This is a genomic window from Lignipirellula cremea, assembly GCF_056501455.1.
Genome location: NZ_CM151415.1, coordinates 1,095,159 through 1,116,162, shown reverse-complemented (window position 1 = coordinate 1,116,162; position 21,004 = coordinate 1,095,159). Strand labels below are relative to the sequence as shown.

The window sequence follows — 21,004 nt, the reverse complement described above, 5'->3', positions numbered from 1 at the left end:
ATTCCAAGATTCGCTAAGGCGTCTTATGCGTAGTCGGAGGCTGGGATGCAACGAAGAGGGCGAAGCAGCGCTTCGCATGCTTAAGCGCCTGACTGGTCAAGACTTCGGATACGATGTCGAAAAGTGGCGAGAGTGGGGAATTCGCACCCGGAAGTTGCAGATCCGCATTTCGAAGGGGGCGATTCTTAGACTTCCCTCCTGAAGATCGCGATGCACTTTTCATACGGGGGCTTAGAGAGCTTGCCGCCTCGCAATCCGTAGTAGCCGAAGTGCTCCGGCCAGTCGCCGCTGTCGAGTTCCTGCGTCTGGATCTCCCACCAGGACCACCGATTGACCTTGGCAGACCTGATTAGTTCCAAGGCTTTCTCAATGCCGGTGCAGGTGAAGAAGACCATTTCATCCGCTCGGCAGTAGTCCGGCGTGATTTCATGATGCAGCACGATGAAGATTCTCACTGCTGCATCCTTCGCGTGCGCCGCGTGCCACCCCTGATCACTTCCCCGCGAACGGGCGACGCACCGGTTCGTCCTCGCCCGGGAAGTCCTCCGGAATCGCCGTCGTGACTTTGCCGGTCGCGGCCCATTCGGCGCCGCGGACGAGCGTCGTGATGAAGCCGACGCATTCCTGCGAGTCGTTGCCGTGACCCATGGGCGTGTGGAAGACGCGGCCCTTGCCGTACTCGACGGTGAAGATCATCGGCTCGTGGCGACCTGAGCCCCCCTTCGTCGGATCGGCGTAAGCGGTGGCGAGCACCTGCGTATTGGCGGCAGGGCCGCGAAGGCGATCGTAGAGTTCGTCATTGACGTGCATCCATTCGGCCGGCATGCCTTTGGTGACGGGATGCTCGCCGTCGCGAACCCAGACGGTGAAGGGATGCTGGGCGCCGTGGCTCCCGCCCGAGCCTTTGGCTTCGTCGCGGACGATCTTGCCCTGCTCGTCGAAGTAGACGTACGGTCCGGTCCCCTCGTTGCGGCCGCCCCAGCCGCCCAGGCCGATGATCTCGTTGTACTCCTGCCACTTGCCGAAGGCGTTGTTGGCCGCATGCACGACGACGAACCCGCCGCCGTTCTGGACGTACTCGACGAAGCTCTTCTTCGTCGCCTCGGGCCACTCGGCGCCGTTGTAGTTGGAGACGACGACGTCGTACGCTGCGAACTCCGGCGCGAACTTCGGATCGGTCCCTTGCTTCGCCGTCGTGGCGACGTCGACCGTGAAGAGGCCCGACTCCTCCAGATAGGACTTCATCATCTGCGTCGTCTGGGGCCAGTTCCCGTGATTGTTCTGGCCGTCGACGATCAGGGCCTTCAGCTTCTCGGCAGCGAGCGCCGGGAAGGCGACCGCGAGCGACAGGAGCGTCAGAACGAAGAGGCGGCGAAGCATGAACGGCTCCGAAGTGGGGAGGGCGAAGGAGAAGCGTCGACGGGCAGAGCCTCGCCGGCGAGACCGTCAATGTACTTCGCGGCGACGCCGGGCGGAAACGATCGCCGATCGGTCCTGCTCTCTTGTAGGGCAGGCGCCCCGCCTGCCACGAAGCTGGCGCCCGGTGCGATGGCAGGCGAGGGCGCCTGCCCTACGGGAAGTGCGCGTCTGATAAATTACAGGTCGCTGGCCCGAACGGACTCCCTCTCGCGCGCATCATGTCCAAGACCCTCGTCGTCGCCACCCGCAACAAGCACAAGAAGAAGGAACTGCAGGATCTGCTCGGCCCGCGGGGCTGGACGGTGCGTTCCCTGGACGACGAACCTGCCGGTATCGAGGTCGAAGAGACGGGATCGACCTTTTCCGAGAACGCCCGGCTGAAAGCGACGCAGCAGGCGTTGGCGCTCAAAAAGTGGACGCTGGGCGAGGACAGCGGCCTGGAGGTCGAGTCGCTGAACGGCGCTCCTGGCGTCTATTCCGCGCGATTCGCAGGCGCCCACGGGAACGACGAAGCGAATAATGATCTGCTGCTGACGAAGCTCGACGGGATTCCGCCGGAGCGGCGGGGCGCCCGGTACGTCTGTGCCGCCGCCGTCTCCGATCCGCAGGGGAAGATCGTCGCCGAGGCGATCGGGTTCTGTCGCGGTCGCATCCTGACCGAGCGTCGGGGAGGCGCCGGGTTCGGATACGACCCGCTCTTTCTGATACGGGAGTACGGGCGAACGTTCGCCGAACTGGGCGACGAAGTGAAGGCCGTCCTGTCGCACCGAACGCGAGCGATCGAGCGGCTGCTGCCGATGCTCGAAAAGCTCGCCGTCGAGGGACGTTTCGTCGACTGAAGACTGTCGCATCTTGTAGGGCAGGCGCCCCGCCTGCCATGAAGCGTGTACCCACATCCACGGCAGGCGGGGCGCCTGCCTACGGGATTTCGCACGCCGGCGCACCCTCCGGCTAACGCATGAACGTCGCCATCGATCCGGTGCTGGACCCTGCCGAAGACTGGTCGCAGGAATCGCTGAAGCGCGAAGCGGACGAACTGCGCCTGCGCATTCTGCGGTTCAAGCAGGCGCTCGGTCGCTACTTCGTCGAGAAGCAGGAACTGGTCGACCTGATGACGGTCTGCGCCGTCGCCCAGGAGCCGCTGCTGATCGTCGGCCCTCCGGGGACGGCGAAGTCGGACCTTGTGCTCAAGTTCAAGGACGCCCTCGGCATCTCGGACGAGGACTACTTCGAATACATGCTCACGCGGTTCACCGAACCGTCGGAGATCATCGGCCCGATCGACATCAATCTTCTGCGGGAGGGTCGCTACCACCGCAAGGTGCAGGGGAAGCTGCCGACGTCGCGGCTCGCCTTTCTGGACGAGATCTTCAAGTCGAACTCGGCGATCCTGAACATCCTGCTGACGATTGTCAACGAACGGAAGTACTACCAGGAAGGACGGCCGGAGCCGGTGCGACTGCGGATTCTGTTCGCTGCCGCGAACGAGATTCCGGAGCATGGCGAACTGAGCGCGCTGAAGGATCGCTTCGTCCTCAAGGCGGAGAGCCTGCCGGTGCAGGATCGCCACTTCGACGCGTTGATCGACGCCGGCATCCGCTCGGAGGTTCATCGGGCGCTGCATCAGAAGCCCTGGGCGGAGGGGCTCTGCTCGCTGGAAGATCTGCTCAAGGCGAACCGGTATCTCGGATTCCTGTTCGCCCGGCGGGAGGAGAACGACAGCGGCGACGTCACCTCCGATCGCTCGCTCTTCTTCCCGGAAGCCGTCTTTCGCGATTACCGCCGGATCGTGAAGACGCTGGTTCGGGAGGACCGGCTGTTCATCTCCGACCGGAAACTCGTGAAGCTTTACAAGTTGCTCCGCACGCGGGCCTGGATCGAACGCGGCGGCACGGTGCAGACCGACGACCTGCGACTGCTGGCCTATCTCGGCGAATCGCCGGAAGAGATGCGGCTGCTTCGGACGAAGGTCCCGCAGCTCCTGGGCATCGCTTGACCGAGGCGCCTGACGTGTCCGACGCTTCCGCCGACGCGACGACTTCGCCTTCCGACCCGGTCGTCGACCGACTGCTGGCGAGTTGGCTCACCGTGGGCAGGCTCCAGGTGGCGGACGAAGCGTTCGACGCGACGCTCGGCTGCGCGATGGAATCGGCGGCGCAGGGGCACGCCATCCTGCCGCTGGGGGCGCTGGACGACCTGCGCACGCTGCTCGTCGAGGGGCCGACCGCCCGTCTGCCTGAACGGGCGAAGGACCTGCTCGACCCGGCGGAACTTCGGCGCTACGAAGACCGGCTGCTCGGGAAGCTGAGCATCGACGATTCGTTCGCGCGCGCGTCCGACGCCGTCGCTCGCTACGAGGAGCCTCGCAAGAGCCGTGCGATCGCCTTCGTCGCCGACCGGCTGCTCGATCGCCTGGGGATCGAGGGTCGTCAGGCGTCGCTCGCCGGGCTGAAGGGCGTGCGAATGCTGGAGCCCCAGCGACGCCGCGAACGGATGCAGGAACTGGCCGCCGCGATCGAGCGGGGCGAACTTGCGGCCGAAGACGATCTCGGCCGTATCGCCGACGCCGCACGGTCGCTCTCCGAGGCGCTCGGCGCGGAAGATCTGCTCGAACTGGAACGGGGGACGGCGGTCGAGAACTTCGGCCATCGGATCGCGTTTCGGCTGCTCGTGAGGACGATCGAGCGACTGGCGAAGTCGCTTCCCGACGCGCCGCCGAGGCGCCCGTCGGAGCGCCGTCGGGCGGCGACGAACCTGCTCGACGAGGATGCTTACCCGGTCGGAGGATATTCTTCGATCGCCACGCGAGGGAGCGTCGAAAGCCTGCTGCAGTCGCAACTCGCCTTCATGGATCCAGACGCGGCGGACCGACCCGATCTGTTCGACGTCCGGTTTTTGCGGGACGAGCTGTTCTATTACTCGCGGGATGAAAACCAGTTCTATCGCCCCCGGCAGACGTTCTGGTTCGTGCTTGACCGGCGGCTGCTCGATCAGACAGTGAAGCAGGAAGGTCTGCCGCTGGCGGGCGGACTCCTCGGCGTCGCGCTGGCGAGCGCACTGGCGCGAAGGCTGCTGGAGTGGCTGTCGAGCGACTCGCTGAAGTTCCGCTTCGTCTTCGTCGCCGACGAGGGGGAGCGTCCGTCCACGCTGGCGCAGAACCTGATCGGACTCTACTTTCGCGACCAGGTCGAGAACGGCACCGCCACGGTCGAGACCCTGACGCCGGACGATCTGCGGACGGCGATCGACCGGGAAAGCAGGGCGTCGCGATGCACGTGCCTTATGCTGTCCGACGCAATCGACGACGAACTTTCCGCCTACGCCAGCATCGACCGCCTGGCGGTTACGCCCGGGATGCTGACGCTTGCGCTCGATCGTAAGGCGGAGCAGACGTTCGCCGGCTTCGCTCACGATCGTTTCGCCGCCTGGACCGACGCCTACGCCGCGATTCTGCGGGAGTGGGCGGGCGAGGGCTAAGGCTTTGCCAAGCGCAGGCGAAGCATTCCGGGCGATCTCAGCGGATCGGCGGAGCGTCCGACGGGAGCGAGGCGAGACGACCGCCGCGGCTGGGAAGCTGAGCGAGGAAGCGCTGTGCCGGCTGGAAGTCGGGGCGGCTCTGGACCAGCGACAGCGCGACCGTTTCGGCGCTCGCGGCATCCCCGGCGAGAGCGTAGGTCTCCGCCAGATGGAGACGCGTCGATTCGTGCGATTCGCCACGTTCCACCGCGGCGGCGAGACACTCGATCGCTTCCGGGTACCGACCGATCGACTTGTTCACGAGGCCCCGCATGAGCAGCGCGGGCGTCGGCTCCGCATCGCGGGGATACTGGGCGGCCAGCGATTCGAGCGTGGCGAGCGCCCGCTGCGGTCGCTGATCTTCCATGTAAATCTGGGCGATGGTCATCTGCACGACGGGGAAGCGTTCCTGCAGCGCCATGGCGCGGTGGAGACTGGCGAGCGCCTCTTCGCGGCGACCCAGTTCCAGTTGCACGCGGCCTTGCAGTTCCCACGCCTCCGCCCGCTGGCGATCGGCCAGGATCGCCTGCTCGGCGAGGAGCGACGCACGATCGAGCTGGCCGGACTCGAAGTACATCCGCCCGAGTTCGAGCAACGTCTCCGGTTTGCCGCCGTCGCGTCGAACCACCTCGTGCAGGTGCAGGAAGGCTTCGTCGCTCTTGCCCTGGCGCCAGAGCGCGGCCGCGTAACTGCGACGGGCGTCGAGATCTTCGTCGCAGGTCGCGACGGCCTGCTGGAACAGGCCCTCGGCCCGGTCCGCGTCGCCCTTGTGTTCGGCGTCGAGCCCCTGCAGCGTCAGTTGCCGGGACTGGACGATGTCGCTCTTGACGAGCTTATCCTTCCACGGAAGGGAGCAGCCGGAACCCAGGCTCGACAGCGTCACGAGCGCCAGCAGCGGCAGCGAAACGGCCCGCGCGGCGCGAGACGCCGGCGCAGCGAACGAAGCGGCGGGCGGCACGGGAATCTTGCGATTCGGCGCGCAGCGACCGTCAGATGGGCTTCGTAGCGCTTCCATGCGGCGAGGCCGAAACGAATCGAACGAGAACGACCGACAGGTCATTCCCCGCGGCGAAGCGTTCGGGAGCGCATCGTCTGCGCGCCGACAGTTTCGCCAACGTCTTGTATCGGACGAGGAGGAGCGAACGTTTCGACAATTCGCCAGGGATGCTACTAACGTCCGCGTCGTTCTCGCTGCAAGATCGACTTCAGTCGATCAGGCGTGGAATTCATCGCGGGCGGTCGCATTCGTCGTTCTCGGAAGTTGTACGAAAAAGGCCGACGTCGGCTGGCGGGGGCGCGCGGTCGTCGTGGGCCAGTCGAGGGTCGAGTATCTAGAATTTCGACCGCGACGCCTGGGCCGGCGATTATCCCCGCCAAAGGAACGATACGCGCTGTCCACCTGAGAAGGCGACACTTTTCTTTCAGCCCTGCGGAGCGAACGACTTCGCGCGTCCCAGGCGAGCGGAGGGTGTGAGCCCTCCGTGTCCCTTATGCGACGCGGCGTCGGACGATTTCCCTGCGACGAAGAGTCTGTCGTGGCTTCGCTCGAAGGACGAGCCGAACCGAATCAGTCGCCGTGTCGTCCGCTTCGGCATGCGGTTCCTGAGAAGTCGGAACGGCAGATCGCTCGCGCTGCTGATGCGCCGCGGCATAACTGCGGGCCCAGCAGCACCCCCCCAGGAACACGCCGATCATCAGGTCGTCCATCAGTCCGTACAGCGTGAGCGACCCGACCGCGGCGGCCAGTCCGAAGGCCTTCATCGCCAGGTAGTTCGGCACGTCGATCCAGCCGTCGATTTCGACCTCCTTAGCGAACGTCAGCGACCCGATGACGACCGCGAAGAAGAATAGTCCGACGACTCCGTATCGCAGCAGCATGGCGCCCGGCGTGAAGTGGACGGAGTGCTTCACGAATTTTCCCGTATCCCGGTTGGCGACTTCGTCTTCGAAGGTGGCGCCATGACCGAACCCGAACAGGACCGTCGCCGCCCCGGCGTCGAAGACCTGGTTCAAGACGATCTCCACCTCGCGAACTCGCGTCGATCCTTCGCCGATCGATTGGGAGATGTCCGTGTTCACGATCCGCTGGAATAGGCGTTCACTGAGATGCGACCAGAGACCGGTGGCGCCGAAAAGGCTGACCCCGGCGATCAGGACCAGCACGTACAGGGTCGGTCGCCCCAGCAGGTGGAAGTAGGACCGCAGGCCCATGTAGGCGACGATGACGCCCCCGCCTGCCAGGACCGTTCGACGCTGCCCGAGCAGGACGATCCCTGCCGCGAGGATGGTCCACACCAGAAACCGCTCCGCGACTTCCGGACGAGCGCGGCAGTATTTGCTGAGGAAGTAACAAAGCGGAAAGAGATCGATCACCTCGCCGTAATAGAAGCTGAACGATCCGCGGTAAAAGAGCATGTAGATCAGCAGCTTGACCCCTTGATACGCCAGCAGGGCCAGAGCCGTTCTCCGAAGAAACTGGTCGAAGCTCTTGGGCGGGTCGAGCCAGACCCAGATGAATCCCGCCGGCAGGAAGGTGAGTTTCACCAGGTCGTTCACGACGTACGGATCGTCGATCTGCTGATACAGGACCGCGCAGATCAGGCCCTGGACGCCGATCCAGGCGAAGACGATCGTCGTCCAGCTTCTCGCCAGAAGGTGTACCCCGCCGATCCCTGCCAGCGCCAGGAACGGTAGCAGCGCGATCGTATAGGCGATGAACGCGAAGCGAAGGCTATCGCCCCGCATCCAGTCGAAAATGATCCGGCAGTCGTACCAGACGCACCGGCTGGCGAAGACGACCACCAGGAGCGTGAGCCAGAAACCGGCCCAGGCCGACAGTTGCGGCGCCGGCAGCGCACGCAGGCCGCGAAGCGTCGCCGCGACCTGCCGGCGCGACGAAGAAGGCACGTCGAACGCGGAACTCATGCGGCTGCCCTCGCATGTCGATCTTCGCCTGCATCCGTCGCGGGGTCGTCCGTCGTCGCCTCCGGAGCCCTCATCGGGAACGACGCCCTCGCGACGAAGTAGCTTCCGACGGCGAGCAGCGCCAGGTAGACGAAGGATCGCACCAGCAGGGCACCCGCGACGCCTTCGAGGCCGAACCAGCCGAGGCCCGTCGCGCAAGCGCCGACATGCACGATCAGCGACGCGACCTGCAGCAGGCAGAGCAGGCGGAAGCCGCGGAACGCACGAAGAACGGATTCGAGCACGGCCGCCGGCGCGAGAACGCCTGCCGCGGCGACGGCGAACGTGAGCGTCCAACCTTCCGCGAGCGCGGGTTCCGCGAAGAGGGTCGCAAGCGCTGGACCCGCAGGGATCGCGAGCGACGTCGTCGCAGCCGCCAGAACGGTCGCGAAGACGAGCGCCCGCAGGGATCGCCTGCGGAAAGCGGCGCGATCGCCTCGCGCCACGTCCTGGGCCAGCGCCGGCGTCCAGACGTAGTTGAGCGGGATGATCAGCGTCAGGATCGAGAGCGCCGCGTAGTGAGCGACGCCGAACAGGCCCAGCGCCCGCGATCCCAGAAACGCTTCCACGAAATAGCGCGGCGTCTGCGTATCGAAGGTCGCGACGGTCGCGCCGGCCGAGAGCGGCAGAGCCGATCTCAGCAGTCCGGCCGCCGAGGAATCGCTGCGTGAACCTTCGTCGAAACCCCGCTTCGCGATCGGACGGTCGAACCAGATCGAGCCGGCGAACCAGACGATGCCGCACGCGGCGAAGGCAAGGCCGGGCGATTGAAATTGAACCAGCAGGAGCAGGGCGACTGCGCTGCTTACGACGCTCTTGATCGCAGTCGAGAGACCGATCGCGGCGAACGATCGCTGCCGCTGCAGGGCGCCGTAGGCGATGTCCGACCAGGACTCGCCCGCCCGGGCCAGTCCCACGCCGAGCAGCGTCGTCAGCCCCGGCGCGTCGCTGCGAAACGCGAAGGCGATCGCTCCGAACAGGATCATCCCCAAGGCATGTCCGAGGAGTCCCCAGCGTTCGACCGCACCGAAGGAAAAACGCACGTCGGCATCGGTCGCCTGCACGATCCGCAGTTGCCCGCCGAACAGCACGAACAGCGGAACGGCGATCGCGAGCCCCAGCACGACGTCGCCGACCGCCTCTCCCCCGCAGCAGCGCGCCACGGCAGCCAGCGTCGCGAACTGCGTCGCGGCATAGATGCCCCGGCCCGCGAAGATCGACAGCGGACCGTTCGCGCAGCGTACGAGACGTGAAAGGGGCGCAGCGGACGGGAGCAAGATCGACGGGCCTCGGCAGAGGCGAAAGGATTTCAGCGGGGCGTGAATACCGCGAGCACGTTCCCCATCGCAAGAGCAGTCGCCGGCTCAGGTTCCGGCATGCGATGCCGGCGCCTTTTCGCCTTGGCCTGACCGTAGGCCGTTTGCTACAGTCCCCCGCCGCGCAGGTTCGAATCGCGAGCCGAATCCGGCCACTTCTCTCCAGGGACGGAAAGAATCGTGCTCGAGAACAAAACGATCCTGGTTACGGGCGGCACCGGTTCGTTCGGCCACGACTTCGTGAAGTTGGCTTTGGCGCAGCTCGAACCGCGGAGAGTCATCGTCTACAGTCGCGACGAAAAGAAGCAGCACGACATGCGGCTGCTCTATCGCGACGACCGGCTGAAGTTCGTCATCGGAGACGTCCGCGACGCGATCGCTATCGACTCGGCGATGCGGGGGGTCGACTACGTCTTCCATGCGGCGGCGCTGAAGCAGGTGCCTTCCTGCGAGTTCTTCCCGATGGAGGCGGTCCGCACCAACGTCCTCGGCGCGGAGAACGTCCTTTCCGCGGCGGAGCGTAACGGCGTCGAACGACTGGTCGTGCTCAGCACCGATAAGGCCGTCTATCCCGTCAACGCCATGGGCCAGACCAAGGCCCTGATGGAGAAACTGGTCCTCGCGAGGGCGAAGGACGACTCGACCCAAACGACATGCAGCGTCGTCCGGTACGGCAACGTGATGTGCTCGCGCGGGTCGGTCATTCCGCTCTTCGTGCAGCAGATTCGCGAAGGCAAGCCCCTCACGATCACGCATCCCAGGATGACCCGGCTGCTGCTCGCGCTGTCGGAAGCGGTGGAACTGGTGCGGTTCGCGCTCGAACGAGCGGAGCGGGGCGATCTGTTCGTGCGCAAGGCCCCGGCTGCCACCGTGCAGGATCTGGCTCAGGCGCTGCTCAACCTGTTCGAGGCCGACAACCCGATCAAGATCGTCGGCGTGCGCGAGGGAGAAAAGATGCACGAAGCCCTCGTCAGCCGCGAGGAACTCGCCCGGGCGGAGGAGTTCACCGAGCATTACCGAATCCCGTCGACGTCGGATCGGAACTACGCCGATTACTTCACGCAGGGATCGCTGACTTCGAACATGGACGAGGAGGGCTACACCTCCTACAACGCACGCCGCCTCGCCGTGCCTGAGATCGAGCAACTGCTGCTGACGCTGCCCGACGTACAGGAAGCGCTCGACGATCGGGCGCAACGCGTCGCTCCGCGAAGGAGGGCGGCATGACGCGGACCGTCGCCATCACCGGCGCCGGAGGCTTCATCGGCGCGCATCTTCGTCGCCGCCTGGAACGCGAGCCGGACGTCGCGTTGCGGATCGTCGAACGCGACGACTGGAGCGATCGGACGCGCCTGGCCGAGAAGCTCGTCGGCGTGGACGTCGTCTTTCATCTGGCGGGCGTGAACCGGGCTCCGGAAGAAGAGATCGAACGGACGAACGTCGAACTGGCCGAACGCCTGATCGCGGCGCTCGATTCCTCTGCAATCGATTGCGACGGCGCTTCGCCTCGCGTCGTGTACGCCTCGTCGACGCAGGAAGATCGCGACAGCGCCTACGGACGATCGAAGCGCGCGGCAGGCGATCGCATCCTGGAGTGGGCCGATCGGAGCGGCGGCGAAGCGCACGTGCTCGTTCTGCCGAATGTCTTCGGACCGGGCTGCCGACCGTTCTATAACTCGGTCATCGCGACGTTCTGCCGTCAACTCGCCGTCGGCCAGACGCCGCAGATTCATGTCGATGCCGAGGTGGAGTTCGTTTCCGTTCGCGATCTCGTCGAACGGATGACGCAGTTCGTCAGCGAGTCGCAAACGCCGTCTTCGGGACGCGTGCGGATCGAGGGCGAGCGGCGGTTGTTCATTTCCGAACTGCTTACGCGACTGGAAACGATCCGCGACGCGTTTGAGCCGGGCGGGGTCACGCCCGATCTGAGCGATCCGTTCGAGCGGGATCTTTATCTCACCTACCTGAGTCACTGCGAGCCGACCGGTTGGACGCGGGAGCCGCAGATCCACGCCGATCCGCGCGGCGAACTTTACGAAGTTCTGAAGCTCGCTCGCGGGGGGCAGATCTTCTTCTCCACCACGCGCCCGGGCGTCATTCGCGGCAACCACTGGCATAGTCGCAAGACCGAATGGTTCTGCGTCGTGCGAGGCGAGGCGGTCGTCCGGCTGAAGCCTATCGACGGCGGCGAAACGGTCGAGATCCCGGTCTCCGGAACGTCGCCCCGCTTCGTCGCCATCCCGGCGTTCCACGTCCACCATATCGAGAACGTCGGAAGCGACGATCTGCTGACGCTCTTCTGGGTGAGCGAGATCTTCGATCTCGCCGACGCCGATACGTTTCCCGACGGATCGCTGGTAGAAGCGTCGGCTCCATCGGCGATCCGCCGCGTCGCCTGAGCGCTGCCCGATGACCTCCACCGAATCCCTACCGATCGAGCGACGGATGATTTCGATGTCCCCGCGGCTGAAGGTGATGACGATTCTCGGCACGCGGCCCGAGATCATTCGTCTCTCGCGGGTGATGGCCCTGCTCGACGAGCATGTCGAGCATGTCCTCGTGCATACGGGGCAGAACTCCGATTTCGAACTGTCGGACGTCTTCTTTCGAGACCTGGGCGTGCGAGCGCCGAAGCATTGCCTGGGCATCGATCGTTCGTCGCTGGGGACGATCCTCGCCGGCGTCATGCTCGAAACCGAACGCGTCCTTCGGGAAGAGCGCCCCGACGCCGTGCTGATCCTGGGCGACACGAACAGCGCCTATGCCGCAGTCGTGGCCAGGCGGATGAAGGTTCCCGTCTATCACATGGAGGCGGGGAACCGCTGCTTCGACTTCAACGTGCCGGAGGAGATCAACCGCCGGGTCGTCGATCACGTCAGCGATTTCAACCTGGTCTATACCGAGCACGCCCGGCGCAACCTGCTGGCCGAAGGGATCCATCCCCGAAAGATCTATCTCACCGGGTCGCCGATGCGCGAGGCGTTGCGGGCGGCCGAGCCGGGAATTAAGAAGTCCGACATTTTGCGAACTCTCGAACTGGCGCCGAAGAAGTACCTCCTGGTCAGCACGCACCGGGCCGAGAACGTCGACGTGCCCGAGCATCTGCGAAGTCTGCTGCACGGCATCGAGCGGGTCTGCGAGGAGTTCGACATGCCCGCGGTCGTCTCGACGCATCCACGCACGCGGCAACGTTTAGAGGCGCTGGGCGGCGAGCGTCTGGATCAGCGGATCCGGTTCCTCAAGCCGTTCGGCTACCACGATTACGTCCGCCTGCAGCTCGACGCGTTCTGCACGCTTTCCGATAGCGGAACGATCTCTGAAGAGAGCGCGATTCTGAACTTTCCCGCGGTGACGCTCCGTACGGCGATCGAACGGCCCGAAGCGCTTGACGCGGGACGAATCGTCATGACGGGTCGCGACCCCGAGGCGATCCTTCAGGCGGTGCGCTTCGTCACCAGCGATCGCGAATCGAGTTGCGGCCCCGAACGTTCGATGCCGGCGGAGTACGCCATCACGGATACCTCGCGACGCGTCGTTCAGTTGATCTTGAGCACGGCGAAGCTGGCGCATGCGTGGGACGGAATCGTCGCAGCGTAGCGTTGAAAACCGACCGCGCGTCGGTCGATAGCCTCCAGTACGTCTCGACCTGTCGCGGCAGATCTCGCTCTGACGCAGCCATCGAAATCGATCATGCGAATCCTGGCGATTTATCGTCACTACCACCCGGACGTAGCGCCCTACGCTCCGATCCTGAAAACGTTGCTCGAATCGTGGGCCGCCGCAGGGCACGAGGTCACGGTCCTGGCTGGGCAGCCTGCCTACGGCAAGAACATTCCGCCGCAGCCGCGGGAAGAGACGCTGGGGGGCGTGCGCGTCATCCGCTTCGACCTCCCTTCCGACGCGTCGCGCAAGGGATGGAGGCGAGGGGCCGCCTGGTCGACGTTCCTGGCGAAGGCAACCTGGTTCGCCGCGCGGGACAGCGACTACGACGTCGTGCTCGGCGCCTCGCACCCGCCCGTGATGATGGGCGCGACGCTGCGTCTGATTCATCGCATGACCGGCATTCCGTACATCTATCACTGCCAGGATCTCCATCCGGAGAGCGCGGCGCTGGCCGGCAAGCTGAAGTCGCCGACGCTCGTGAAGGCCCTGCTCGGCATCGAACGCAAGACGTGCGAGTCGGCCTGGGCCGTCGTTACGCTGAGCGACGACATGGCCGAAACGCTGGCCGAGCGAGGCGTCTCCGGCGATCGCATTCAGATCATTCCGAACCCTTCGCCGGCGCTGACTCCGTCGACCGCCGAACTGCCGGAGGTCTTCCTCCAGCCGAACGAGTTTCGCGTGCTCTACGCAGGAAACCTCGGCGATTTCCAGGGGCTCGACGTCGTTCTCGATGCGGCGGAACGGACGCGGGACCGGAGCGATCTCCGCTGGATCTTCCTGGGCGACGGTTCCGCTCGCGAACGGCTCATTGCGCGGGCGCAGGAACGCTCGCTGTCGAACGTGACGTTTCTGCCTCGCCAGTCGGCTGAAACCGCCTTCGCGGCGGCCTCTGCCAGTCACCTCGGCGTCGTGTCGCTGCTGCCGGGCGTGTACCAGGTCGCGTGGCCGTCGAAGTCTCTGACGTACTGGGCGGCGGGTTGTCCCGTGCTGGGGATCCTCGAGCCGCAGAGCCGGCTGGCGACGACGATCACCGAGCATTCGCTCGGCGTGGTCTCGAAGGCCCGGACCGGCGAAGCGGTGGCCGACGCGGTTCTGGCGGCGCAGGCCGAGACGGGACTGAATCCCGGACGCGCGGCGATTCGCCGCTTCGCGGAGCATCGGTTCGGTCGCCGGCGGATTCTCGAGGCGTGGGATCGTCTGGCGCTGCGTCCATTGTTTCCGTCGGAATCCGATCGCGAGACGCTGGACGATACTTTCGTCGAGGAATTGGAAAGGAGATGCGCATGACGCAGGGCCCCCTCCTGATCCTGGGAGCGGCACGCTCCGGAACCAAGTTGATGCGGTCGCTCGTCGCGAAGGGAAGCGCCTTCGCCGAGGTCGCATACGACGTCAACGATCTCTGGCGGCTCGGCGCCGAGAATGCGCCGCATGACGCGCTCGCCGCTTCGGATTTGGACGAAGAGACCGCCACGCGTATCCGGCAGGAGATCGGCCGCGCCGCCGGCGTCGCTGCGGGCTCTTGCGACTTCGTCGAGAAGACCGTCAGCAACATCCTCCGCATCCCGTACGTGCTGAAGGTCTACCCCGAGGCGCGCTTCGTCGTCGTCATTCGCGACGGCCGGGACGTCGCGGAGTCCGCGCTGCGCTGCTGGAGCGAACGGCCCAGCGTCGGCGATCTGCTGACGAAGGCCACGAGCCTTCCCTGGATCAAACGCTTCGGCTTCGCGAAGCGGGCCGCGACGGGCCTCTTAGCGAAAGCGACGGGCAAAGGCGAATCGGCGATCTGGGGCCCTCACTATCCGGGCATCGAAGTCGACCTGGCTCATCACGATCTGCTGGAAGTCTGCGCCCGGCAGTGGGCCGCGTGCATGGACGCCTATGCTGCATCGCGGCATCGCCTGGCGCCGGGACGGTTCCTCGAAATTCATTACGAGGATCTGGTCGAAGCGCCGGAGGAAGAAGCCGAACGCCTGGCCGAGTTCTTGAAGACGGATCGTCCGAGTTCGCTCGTCGATTTCGCGCGAAGCTCGGTGCGAACCGATCGCGTCGGCGCCCGCAGCGCGCTTTCGGATGCCGATCGTATTCGCGTCGAGGGTCTGCTCGCGAGGACGCTCGTGCGGTGGGGCTATCCCCTGGAATACGAAAACGACTCTACCGACGCTCAGCGCGCGGCTTGATCGGTTAGAGCGCACGAGCGATCGCATTCGCTGGTCGGGCGAGCCCTTCGTGCGGCTGGCGCAGGAGCCGTTCCGATTCGATCGCGAGGTCCGACGCGTCGCCTGACGTCGTCGATCGGTCGAAACGGACAGGGCGGATTGCGGACGCCGTCCCGGCGGTCTAGGGTACGGCCATCGCTCAAGAACTTGCCTTCCGCCGACCCGCTATGCCTGCCGACGAAGCGACGCTTTCCGAGATCGTCGCGCATCTGAAGATTCTCCGTCTGTCGGGCCTCACGGAGGTTCGCCGGGCGACGAACGTCGCGTTCGACGCGGAGATCCCGGACGAGCCGGAAGTCGCGACGACTGAGCGCTCGGAAGATGCTGCCGCCGATGTCGATCACCCGGCCGCACTGCCGCCGAGCGTTCGCGAGCCAGCTCCGTCGAGCGTCCGCGAGCCGGTTCGAATAAGCGTTCGCGAGGAGATGCCTTCTCTGCGAGTCGTCGCCCCGCAGGAGCCGATCGCGGCGCCTGCCGATCGCGAAGGTCCCTGGCCGGCGCCGCTGTCGCGGGAGGAACGCATCGCCGCGCTGGCGCGTTCGGCCGAAGAGGTCGCAGCGTGCATCCGCTGCGGCGAACTTGCACGGACGCGCAAGCAGACAGTCTTCGGCGTGGGCGATCCGGCGCCGCGGCTGCTCCTGCTAGGCGAGGCGCCGGGCGCGGAGGAAGACGAGCGCGGCGAGCCGTTCGTCGGAAGGGCAGGGCAGCTTCTCGACCGGATGATCGCGGCCTGTTCGCTTCGTCGCGAGGACGTCTACATCCTGAACATCCTGAAGTGCCGGCCGCCGGGGAACCGCAATCCGATGCCGGCGGAAGCGGCCGCTTGCCGGCCCTTTCTGGACCGGCAACTGGAGATCCTGCAGCCGGAGTTCATTCTCTGCCTCGGCGCGATCGCCGCGAAGAACCTCCTGGGGTTGGAGATCCCCGTCGGCAGGATGCGCGGCAAGCTCTATCGCTATCGCGGCGCGACGGTCGTCGTGACCTATCACCCGTCGTATCTGCTACGCACGGAAACGGCGAAGCGCGATGCGTGGGAGGATCTGAAATTCCTCCTCCGCGAGATGGGCATCGAGCCGGCGAATCGCAAGCCGGAAAGCTGACGCGGCCGGCGGACAAGCGAGGAATGTCGACGCGTGCTACGGCATCGCCGTCGCGGAGATGCCGCTCGGCATCGCGGCGCGGGAGGGAGCGAGTTGAGGCGTCGCGAGCGACGTCCAGTCGGCGCCGACGGGGCCGTTCTCGTCCGACCCCCAGAACGCTGGATTGGCCGGGTCCTCGAGCAGGCGATAATCCTCCGGCGTCTGCTGGCTGACAGGCACCTGCGGCAGCCGATACCAAGCCGCCTGCCGCCGCGGCGCGGTGACGTCGAACCATTCGACCGACCGGATGCCTTCCAGGTCGAATGTCTGAATCGGACCGGCGAGGGGGACGACCTGCCAGACGAGTTCCGTCTCCGGATAGAAGTCGCCCCTGCCGTAGTAGCGGACGACGGACGAGCGCGCCTCGACGAGGTCCACGGCGCCCCGATGTTCGATCAGGGGAGCGCTCTTGCGCGTCTTCACGATCGAGTCGCGAACTGCGATCTTGGCGAGCGGAAAATAGGGCCCGGCGTCGGCCGTCGCCTCGAAAGCGACAAGTCCTTCCGGGACGATCGCCGTGACCTGATCAAGCGAGATCTCGATCAGGTCGTCCCACAGCGGTCGCCGAATCCGTCCGCCCGCCATCAGCATCCGCTCAGACGAGGCGAGCAGACCGTTCGTCCAGCGGCAGGAGAACGAAGCGCCGGCGATCGCCCGGAACAGCGTCGCCTCGCCGCGGAAGACCGCCGCCGAAAAATCGAACGAAGGGGAGGGGAGAACGACCGACTCGGCGGGCAGGCTCGCGGCGCCCTGACCGACCACTCGAAAGAAGGCCGCGCCGCGAGGCGCCGGAGCGCCGAGGTCGTTGAGGTTCGAGATCGTGACGCAGGAACCCATCATGCGGACCCGCGTCGCTCCGCGCGCTTCCACCAAGGTCAGATCGTCCGCCGCGTCGAGCGGCAATTCCCAGCGGAGTTCGACGTTCTCGACCGTCAGGTCGACGTTCCGCAAATCGATCGCCGGGCTTCGCGAACCCGCGTCCGGCGGAGCGAGCAGCAGGCCGGGTCGATAGCCGCTGCCCGCGACGATCGAGACGCTCTGGTTGAGCAGTCGAATCGGCGGACAGGATCGCCAGCCATGGAAGCGAAGTTCGAGCGTACGCACGCTGTGCGAGCGCTCCAGCAGGCTCACGGCGCTTTCCAGATCCGGAACGTATCGATCGCCCGTGGTGGCGAATTCCGACTGATCGCCGACGATCAGCCGTTCGGCTTCGACGGTCGCGGGCGCGGGAATCGACGGTTCGCTGGAAGGAACGTCGCTCGCCGAATAAGCGAACGAGGCGTCATCGCCTCCGACGGAGACCTTCATCGCTGCCGACGGCTCGACCTTCGACCCGCGTCCGGGGCGAACGTCGACGCGCATCGATTGTTCAGGACGATAGGACGCGGCAAACGATCCCTGATTGGCGTCGATGGGAACGCCCCACAGCCGCGGCAGAGTCTCCGTCGGCGAAGCGGACGCCGAAGCGATCGGCCCGGCCGAAGCGGAAGGTTCGATGACGCTCGCCCCCGCTCCCGCCCGCTCGGCAGGATCGGTCGCCGGAATCGCTTGCGAAGAAGTTCCGGCGGCGCCGACGGACGCGACTTTCGGCGTCGCAGAATTCAGCGTCGCAGGGGCGGGCACGTTCGACCCGGGAGTCGCCGCGGATCCGACGGACGCCGGCGTCGGCGGAACGTCGAGCGTATCGGGTACCTGCGAGGCGCGCGCATCGAAGGCCGGTCCCTTGGCGAGGATCGGCATGACGGGGACTTCCGGACCCGATCGCGGCAGGAGGTACACGTCCGCAACGAGCATCGAAAGCAACAGGATGGCGAGCGCCGCGCCCAGCACGGCGAGACGGGCCAGCGGCGTCGGCGGCGGAGTCGTCGCGACCACCAGCGTTCGCCCGCGGAGCGTGTCGGAAAAGCCCATCTCCTCCGCCAGCAACGCCAGGTCGCCGGCGAATTCGGACGGGGTCTGATACCGGTCCTGCGGGGCCTTCTCGAGCGTCTTCCAGACGATCTTCGTCAGTCGCTCCGGCAGATCGGGGCGAACGTCCCGCGGATCGGGCGGGTGGTCGCTCGTGTGGCGGAGCAGCTTCTGCAGGCCGGAGCCTTCCGCGAACGGAGGCTGACCGGTCAGGATGTAGAAGAGCGTGCAGCCCAGCGAATAAATGTCGCTCCGAACGTCGGCGAACCGCGGATCGCGAGCCTGTTCGGGCGAGATGTAGTCGAACGTTCCCAGCGTCACGCCGGACGCCGTCAGATCGCCTGCCGGCGTTTCGATCTGTTGCAGCCGGGCCAGGCCCATGTCGACCAGTTTGGCCCGCCCGAGGGGAGTGATCAGCACGTTCGAGGGCTTGATGTCGCGGTGCACGACGTCGCGACTTGCCGCGTGTTCGAGCGCGTCGCAGATCTGCAGCACGAAATCGAGCGCCCGATCGAGCGGCAGCGGCCCGTCGCGCTCGACCACTTCCCGCAGATTGATGCCCTCGATGAATTCGAAGACGATGAAGTTCCAGCCCTTGTCGGCGCCGACGAAGTAGACGCGGGCGATGTTCTCGTGATCGAGACGCGCGGCGTTCTGAGCTTCGTTGCGGAACCGCGCGAGCAGGTCCGAGTCTCTGCCGCGCGCGGAAAGCACCTTCACCGCGACGGTGCGTCCGAGCGTCAGGTCGGTCGCGCGGAAGACGCATCCCATGCCGCCGCCGCCGACGAACTCGTCCAGGCGGAAGTGACTGAGCGTCTCGCCGACGAGGTACTGCACCGCGAACGGAGCGAGTCGTCGTTCGCCAGCATGAAAGGCGGGGCCGCCGTGATGCGTCGGTTCGTCGTCGTCATGCGGCGCCTCGCCCGCGATGCCGTCGGTGCGGATCACCGTGGGAGCGTCTTCTTCGACCGAGCTTTCGCCGCCGAAGACGTAGGCGTCGTCGTCATCCGCTCCGTTCGCAGCCCTGTCGGCGTCCGATCCGCGAACGACATAGCGCGAGGCCGTCGACTCTTCGCCGTCGGGAAGGCGCTTCTCAGGAGCGGCAGGAAGCGGAGGCGTCTTCAGAAATTCCGTCGATGCCTCGGCGCGTTCGTCCACGTGGCCAGCCGGCGGATCGGCGCCGGCAGCGCGAAGCGGGTTCGACGAACGAACCGACTCGGGCATCACGAAAGCCTGGTTCTGACGAGACGGGACGCCCTAGGCGCCCGCGGAATGCATCGATGAACCGTCGGCGTTTCGCAGCAGCGCGTCGCGGACCACGGAGGGCTTACACCCTCCGCTCGCCCGGACTGACGCGACACGCGATCGAAAACGCGACAGGGTCCAACGTCCTATCCTACCTTGCTGCTCGGCGCACGGCAAACATCGACGGCGACGGAGCTTACGTGCGAGGCGCCCGTCTCAGACGCGGGGCGGCGGACCCGCATCTCCTGCCCAACCCGCAGGTTGCGAAGCCTCGGAGGGAAGCGGCTCCGTGGAAACGCCCAACGGCGCGGCCGCCAGGAAATGGGCGGCCGCCGCGGGCTCAATAACGATTTTGAGGGGCTCCGTTCCCGCGAACGCCTGGGGCGGCTCGGCCCCACGATCGGGCGAAAAGGCCCGGAAGTAAAGCGAGCAGAGGAACAGGTCGTAGCTCGTATCCATCGGCAGGCCGAACCGGGCCAGCAGGGGCTCGGCCAGATGCCGGGCGATCTCGCGACGCCGGGGAACGGAGAGCGACCGTCGCTTCTCCATGTACGCCGTCAGCGCGAGGCGCAGCGACCGCGAGAACTGAAACGTTCTCGGCACGAACTCCGCCAGCGAACTCGTGCGGGCGTCGTCCGAGGGGATATAGCCCCCGATGTCGTAGGATCGGCTCTCGATGACGACCATCGTTCCGCAGAACAGATCGCCGATGCGTTGAAACCGCGAATTGGTCGACATCGCCACGAGCGCGACCAGACACATCGGCACGAGATAGAACTGCTCCAGCATGCGGACCATCTCGTTATCCGCGTCGGCGGGAAAGCCGAACGTCGTCAGCAGGACCTGCGTCGGCGGAAAGACGTACATCAGGTGCAGCACGGCGCCGAGCGGCACGAGCGGGAACATATCGACCCCGCGAAAGAAGTTCCGGAACACGGCCTGCGCCGCGTTGATCGGCTTCCCGGTATAGCTCATGACCCGCAGGCCGAGGATCCGTTTCCCCGGCGTCTGACCGTTCCACCAGGTCTCGAACACGCACCCGTAGAACCAGACGATCACGAAGAGCGAGACGAGCGTCGCCGCCTGATAGAACACGAACATGAATTCGAGCAGCGGCCCGAGATTCACGAGCAGGCCCGTAAGACCGATCAGCCCCATCACGATCGACAGGAAGATGTGCAACGCCAGCAGCGCGACGCTGACGATGACCCAGTCGAGCGTGAACGCGAACAGCCGGCGGATCGGTCCGCAGATTTCGTAGTCGAACTCGATATTCTCCGGCGTGACGACCTCGATCGTCAGATCGAGCGGCTTTTCCTTTCCTGCCATACGCCGGGATTCCAGATCGAACGAACGTCGAACGATTCTCGCCCTTACGAGGCCGAACGCTCGAACGTCGGCATTATCGACCGCTGGAGAGTCGCTCGCAACGGACGACCGCTCCGAAGCCGGATCGTCGAACGCCGCGAAGTCTTCTCCGTGTGCCATGACGGGCAACTCCTGCGAGCCGACGTCACGACCGAGCCAAGTTCGTAAGGGCTCGCGAGTTCGTTACTTTGCGGCGAATTGCCGTCGGAGCGAAAGCGCTTCTATAATCCGCTTCTTCGCTCGCTCGCCC

At 65.7% G+C, this 21,004-nt stretch carries 16 protein-coding genes; 9 read left to right on the top strand and 7 right to left on the bottom strand.

The genetic code is table 11. The annotated features are described in order from the left end of the window. Positions 1-185: 185 nt before the first annotated feature. Both SH602x_RS04390 and SH602x_RS04385 read right to left on the bottom strand, forming a co-directional pair. On the bottom strand, positions 186-455 hold the full coding sequence (locus tag SH602x_RS04390; RefSeq protein ID WP_479475636.1) for a hypothetical protein: 270 nt from the start codon (positions 453-455) through the stop codon (positions 186-188). Positions 456-492: 37 nt separating this feature from the next. Continuing rightward, positions 493-1,380, bottom strand: a complete 888-nt coding sequence (locus tag SH602x_RS04385; protein ID WP_479475635.1) for a ThuA domain-containing protein — start codon at positions 1,378-1,380, stop codon at positions 493-495. A gap of 257 nt (positions 1,381-1,637) precedes the next feature. Between SH602x_RS04385 and rdgB the strand changes: the two genes are divergently transcribed. The 3 genes from rdgB to SH602x_RS04370 all read left to right on the top strand — a co-directional run bounded on the left by rdgB (position 1,638) and on the right by SH602x_RS04370 (position 4,896). Further along, a complete protein-coding gene (gene rdgB / locus SH602x_RS04380; RefSeq protein WP_479475634.1) occupies positions 1,638-2,258 on the top strand; it encodes an RdgB/HAM1 family non-canonical purine NTP pyrophosphatase in 621 nt (206 codons plus the stop codon). Positions 2,259-2,377: 119 nt separating this feature from the next. Beyond that, positions 2,378-3,415, top strand: coding sequence for an AAA family ATPase (locus SH602x_RS04375; RefSeq protein WP_479475633.1), 1,038 nt, complete (start codon positions 2,378-2,380; stop codon positions 3,413-3,415). 14 nt (positions 3,416-3,429) lie between these two features. Beyond that, on the top strand, positions 3,430-4,896 hold the full coding sequence (locus tag SH602x_RS04370; RefSeq protein ID WP_479475632.1) for a hypothetical protein: 1,467 nt from the start codon (positions 3,430-3,432) through the stop codon (positions 4,894-4,896). 37 nt (positions 4,897-4,933) lie between these two features. Here the strand turns inward: SH602x_RS04370 and SH602x_RS04365 are convergent, their stop codons facing one another. From SH602x_RS04365 to SH602x_RS04355, 3 genes are all read right to left on the bottom strand, one after another. Beyond that, positions 4,934-5,893, bottom strand: coding sequence for a tetratricopeptide repeat protein (locus tag SH602x_RS04365; protein WP_479475631.1), 960 nt, complete (start codon positions 5,891-5,893; stop codon positions 4,934-4,936). A gap of 530 nt (positions 5,894-6,423) precedes the next feature. Next, positions 6,424-7,860: a hypothetical protein gene (locus tag SH602x_RS04360; protein WP_479475630.1), complete on the bottom strand. Its 1,437-nt coding sequence runs from the start codon at positions 7,858-7,860 to the stop codon at positions 6,424-6,426. Next, the gene (locus SH602x_RS04355; RefSeq protein WP_479475629.1) at positions 7,857-9,176 is read right to left on the bottom strand and encodes a lipopolysaccharide biosynthesis protein; all 1,320 of its coding nucleotides are present in this window, start codon (positions 9,174-9,176) and stop codon (positions 7,857-7,859) included. The genes SH602x_RS04360 and SH602x_RS04355 overlap by 4 nt, the downstream gene beginning before the upstream one ends. A 219-nt stretch (positions 9,177-9,395) precedes the next feature. On the opposite strand from SH602x_RS04355, the gene SH602x_RS04350 reads away from it, so the two are divergent. The 6 genes from SH602x_RS04350 (at position 9,396) to SH602x_RS04325 (ending at position 16,194) form a co-directional block, all read left to right on the top strand. Continuing rightward, positions 9,396-10,442, top strand: a complete 1,047-nt coding sequence (locus SH602x_RS04350; protein WP_479469703.1) for a polysaccharide biosynthesis protein — start codon at positions 9,396-9,398, stop codon at positions 10,440-10,442. After that, a complete protein-coding gene (locus SH602x_RS04345; RefSeq protein ID WP_479475628.1) occupies positions 10,439-11,614 on the top strand; it encodes a polysaccharide biosynthesis C-terminal domain-containing protein in 1,176 nt (391 codons plus the stop codon). Before SH602x_RS04350 ends, SH602x_RS04345 begins: the two co-directional genes overlap by 4 nt. 10 nt (positions 11,615-11,624) lie before the next feature. Beyond that, a complete protein-coding gene (gene wecB / locus SH602x_RS04340; RefSeq protein WP_479475627.1) occupies positions 11,625-12,812 on the top strand; it encodes a non-hydrolyzing UDP-N-acetylglucosamine 2-epimerase in 1,188 nt (395 codons plus the stop codon). A 93-nt stretch (positions 12,813-12,905) separates the two neighbouring features. Continuing rightward, positions 12,906-14,165, top strand: coding sequence for a glycosyltransferase family 4 protein (locus SH602x_RS04335; RefSeq protein WP_479475626.1), 1,260 nt, complete (start codon positions 12,906-12,908; stop codon positions 14,163-14,165). After that, positions 14,162-15,055, top strand: coding sequence for a sulfotransferase family protein (locus SH602x_RS04330; RefSeq protein ID WP_479475625.1), 894 nt, complete (start codon positions 14,162-14,164; stop codon positions 15,053-15,055). The genes SH602x_RS04335 and SH602x_RS04330 overlap by 4 nt, the downstream gene beginning before the upstream one ends. A gap of 206 nt (positions 15,056-15,261) precedes the next feature. Beyond that, on the top strand, positions 15,262-16,194 hold the full coding sequence (locus SH602x_RS04325) for a uracil-DNA glycosylase (protein ID WP_479475624.1): 933 nt from the start codon (positions 15,262-15,264) through the stop codon (positions 16,192-16,194). Positions 16,195-16,230: 36 nt separating this feature from the next. Here the strand turns inward: SH602x_RS04325 and SH602x_RS04320 are convergent, their stop codons facing one another. Together SH602x_RS04320 and SH602x_RS04315 are read right to left on the bottom strand one after the other, a co-directional pair. Beyond that, positions 16,231-19,365, bottom strand: a complete 3,135-nt coding sequence (locus SH602x_RS04320) for a serine/threonine-protein kinase (protein ID WP_479475623.1) — start codon at positions 19,363-19,365, stop codon at positions 16,231-16,233. A 237-nt stretch (positions 19,366-19,602) separates the two neighbouring features. Then, positions 19,603-20,715 carry an RDD family protein gene (locus tag SH602x_RS04315; protein ID WP_479475622.1) on the bottom strand — a complete coding sequence of 371 codons (1,113 nt, stop codon included), beginning with the start codon at positions 20,713-20,715 and terminating at the stop codon, positions 19,603-19,605. Positions 20,716-21,004: the final 289 nt, after the last annotated feature.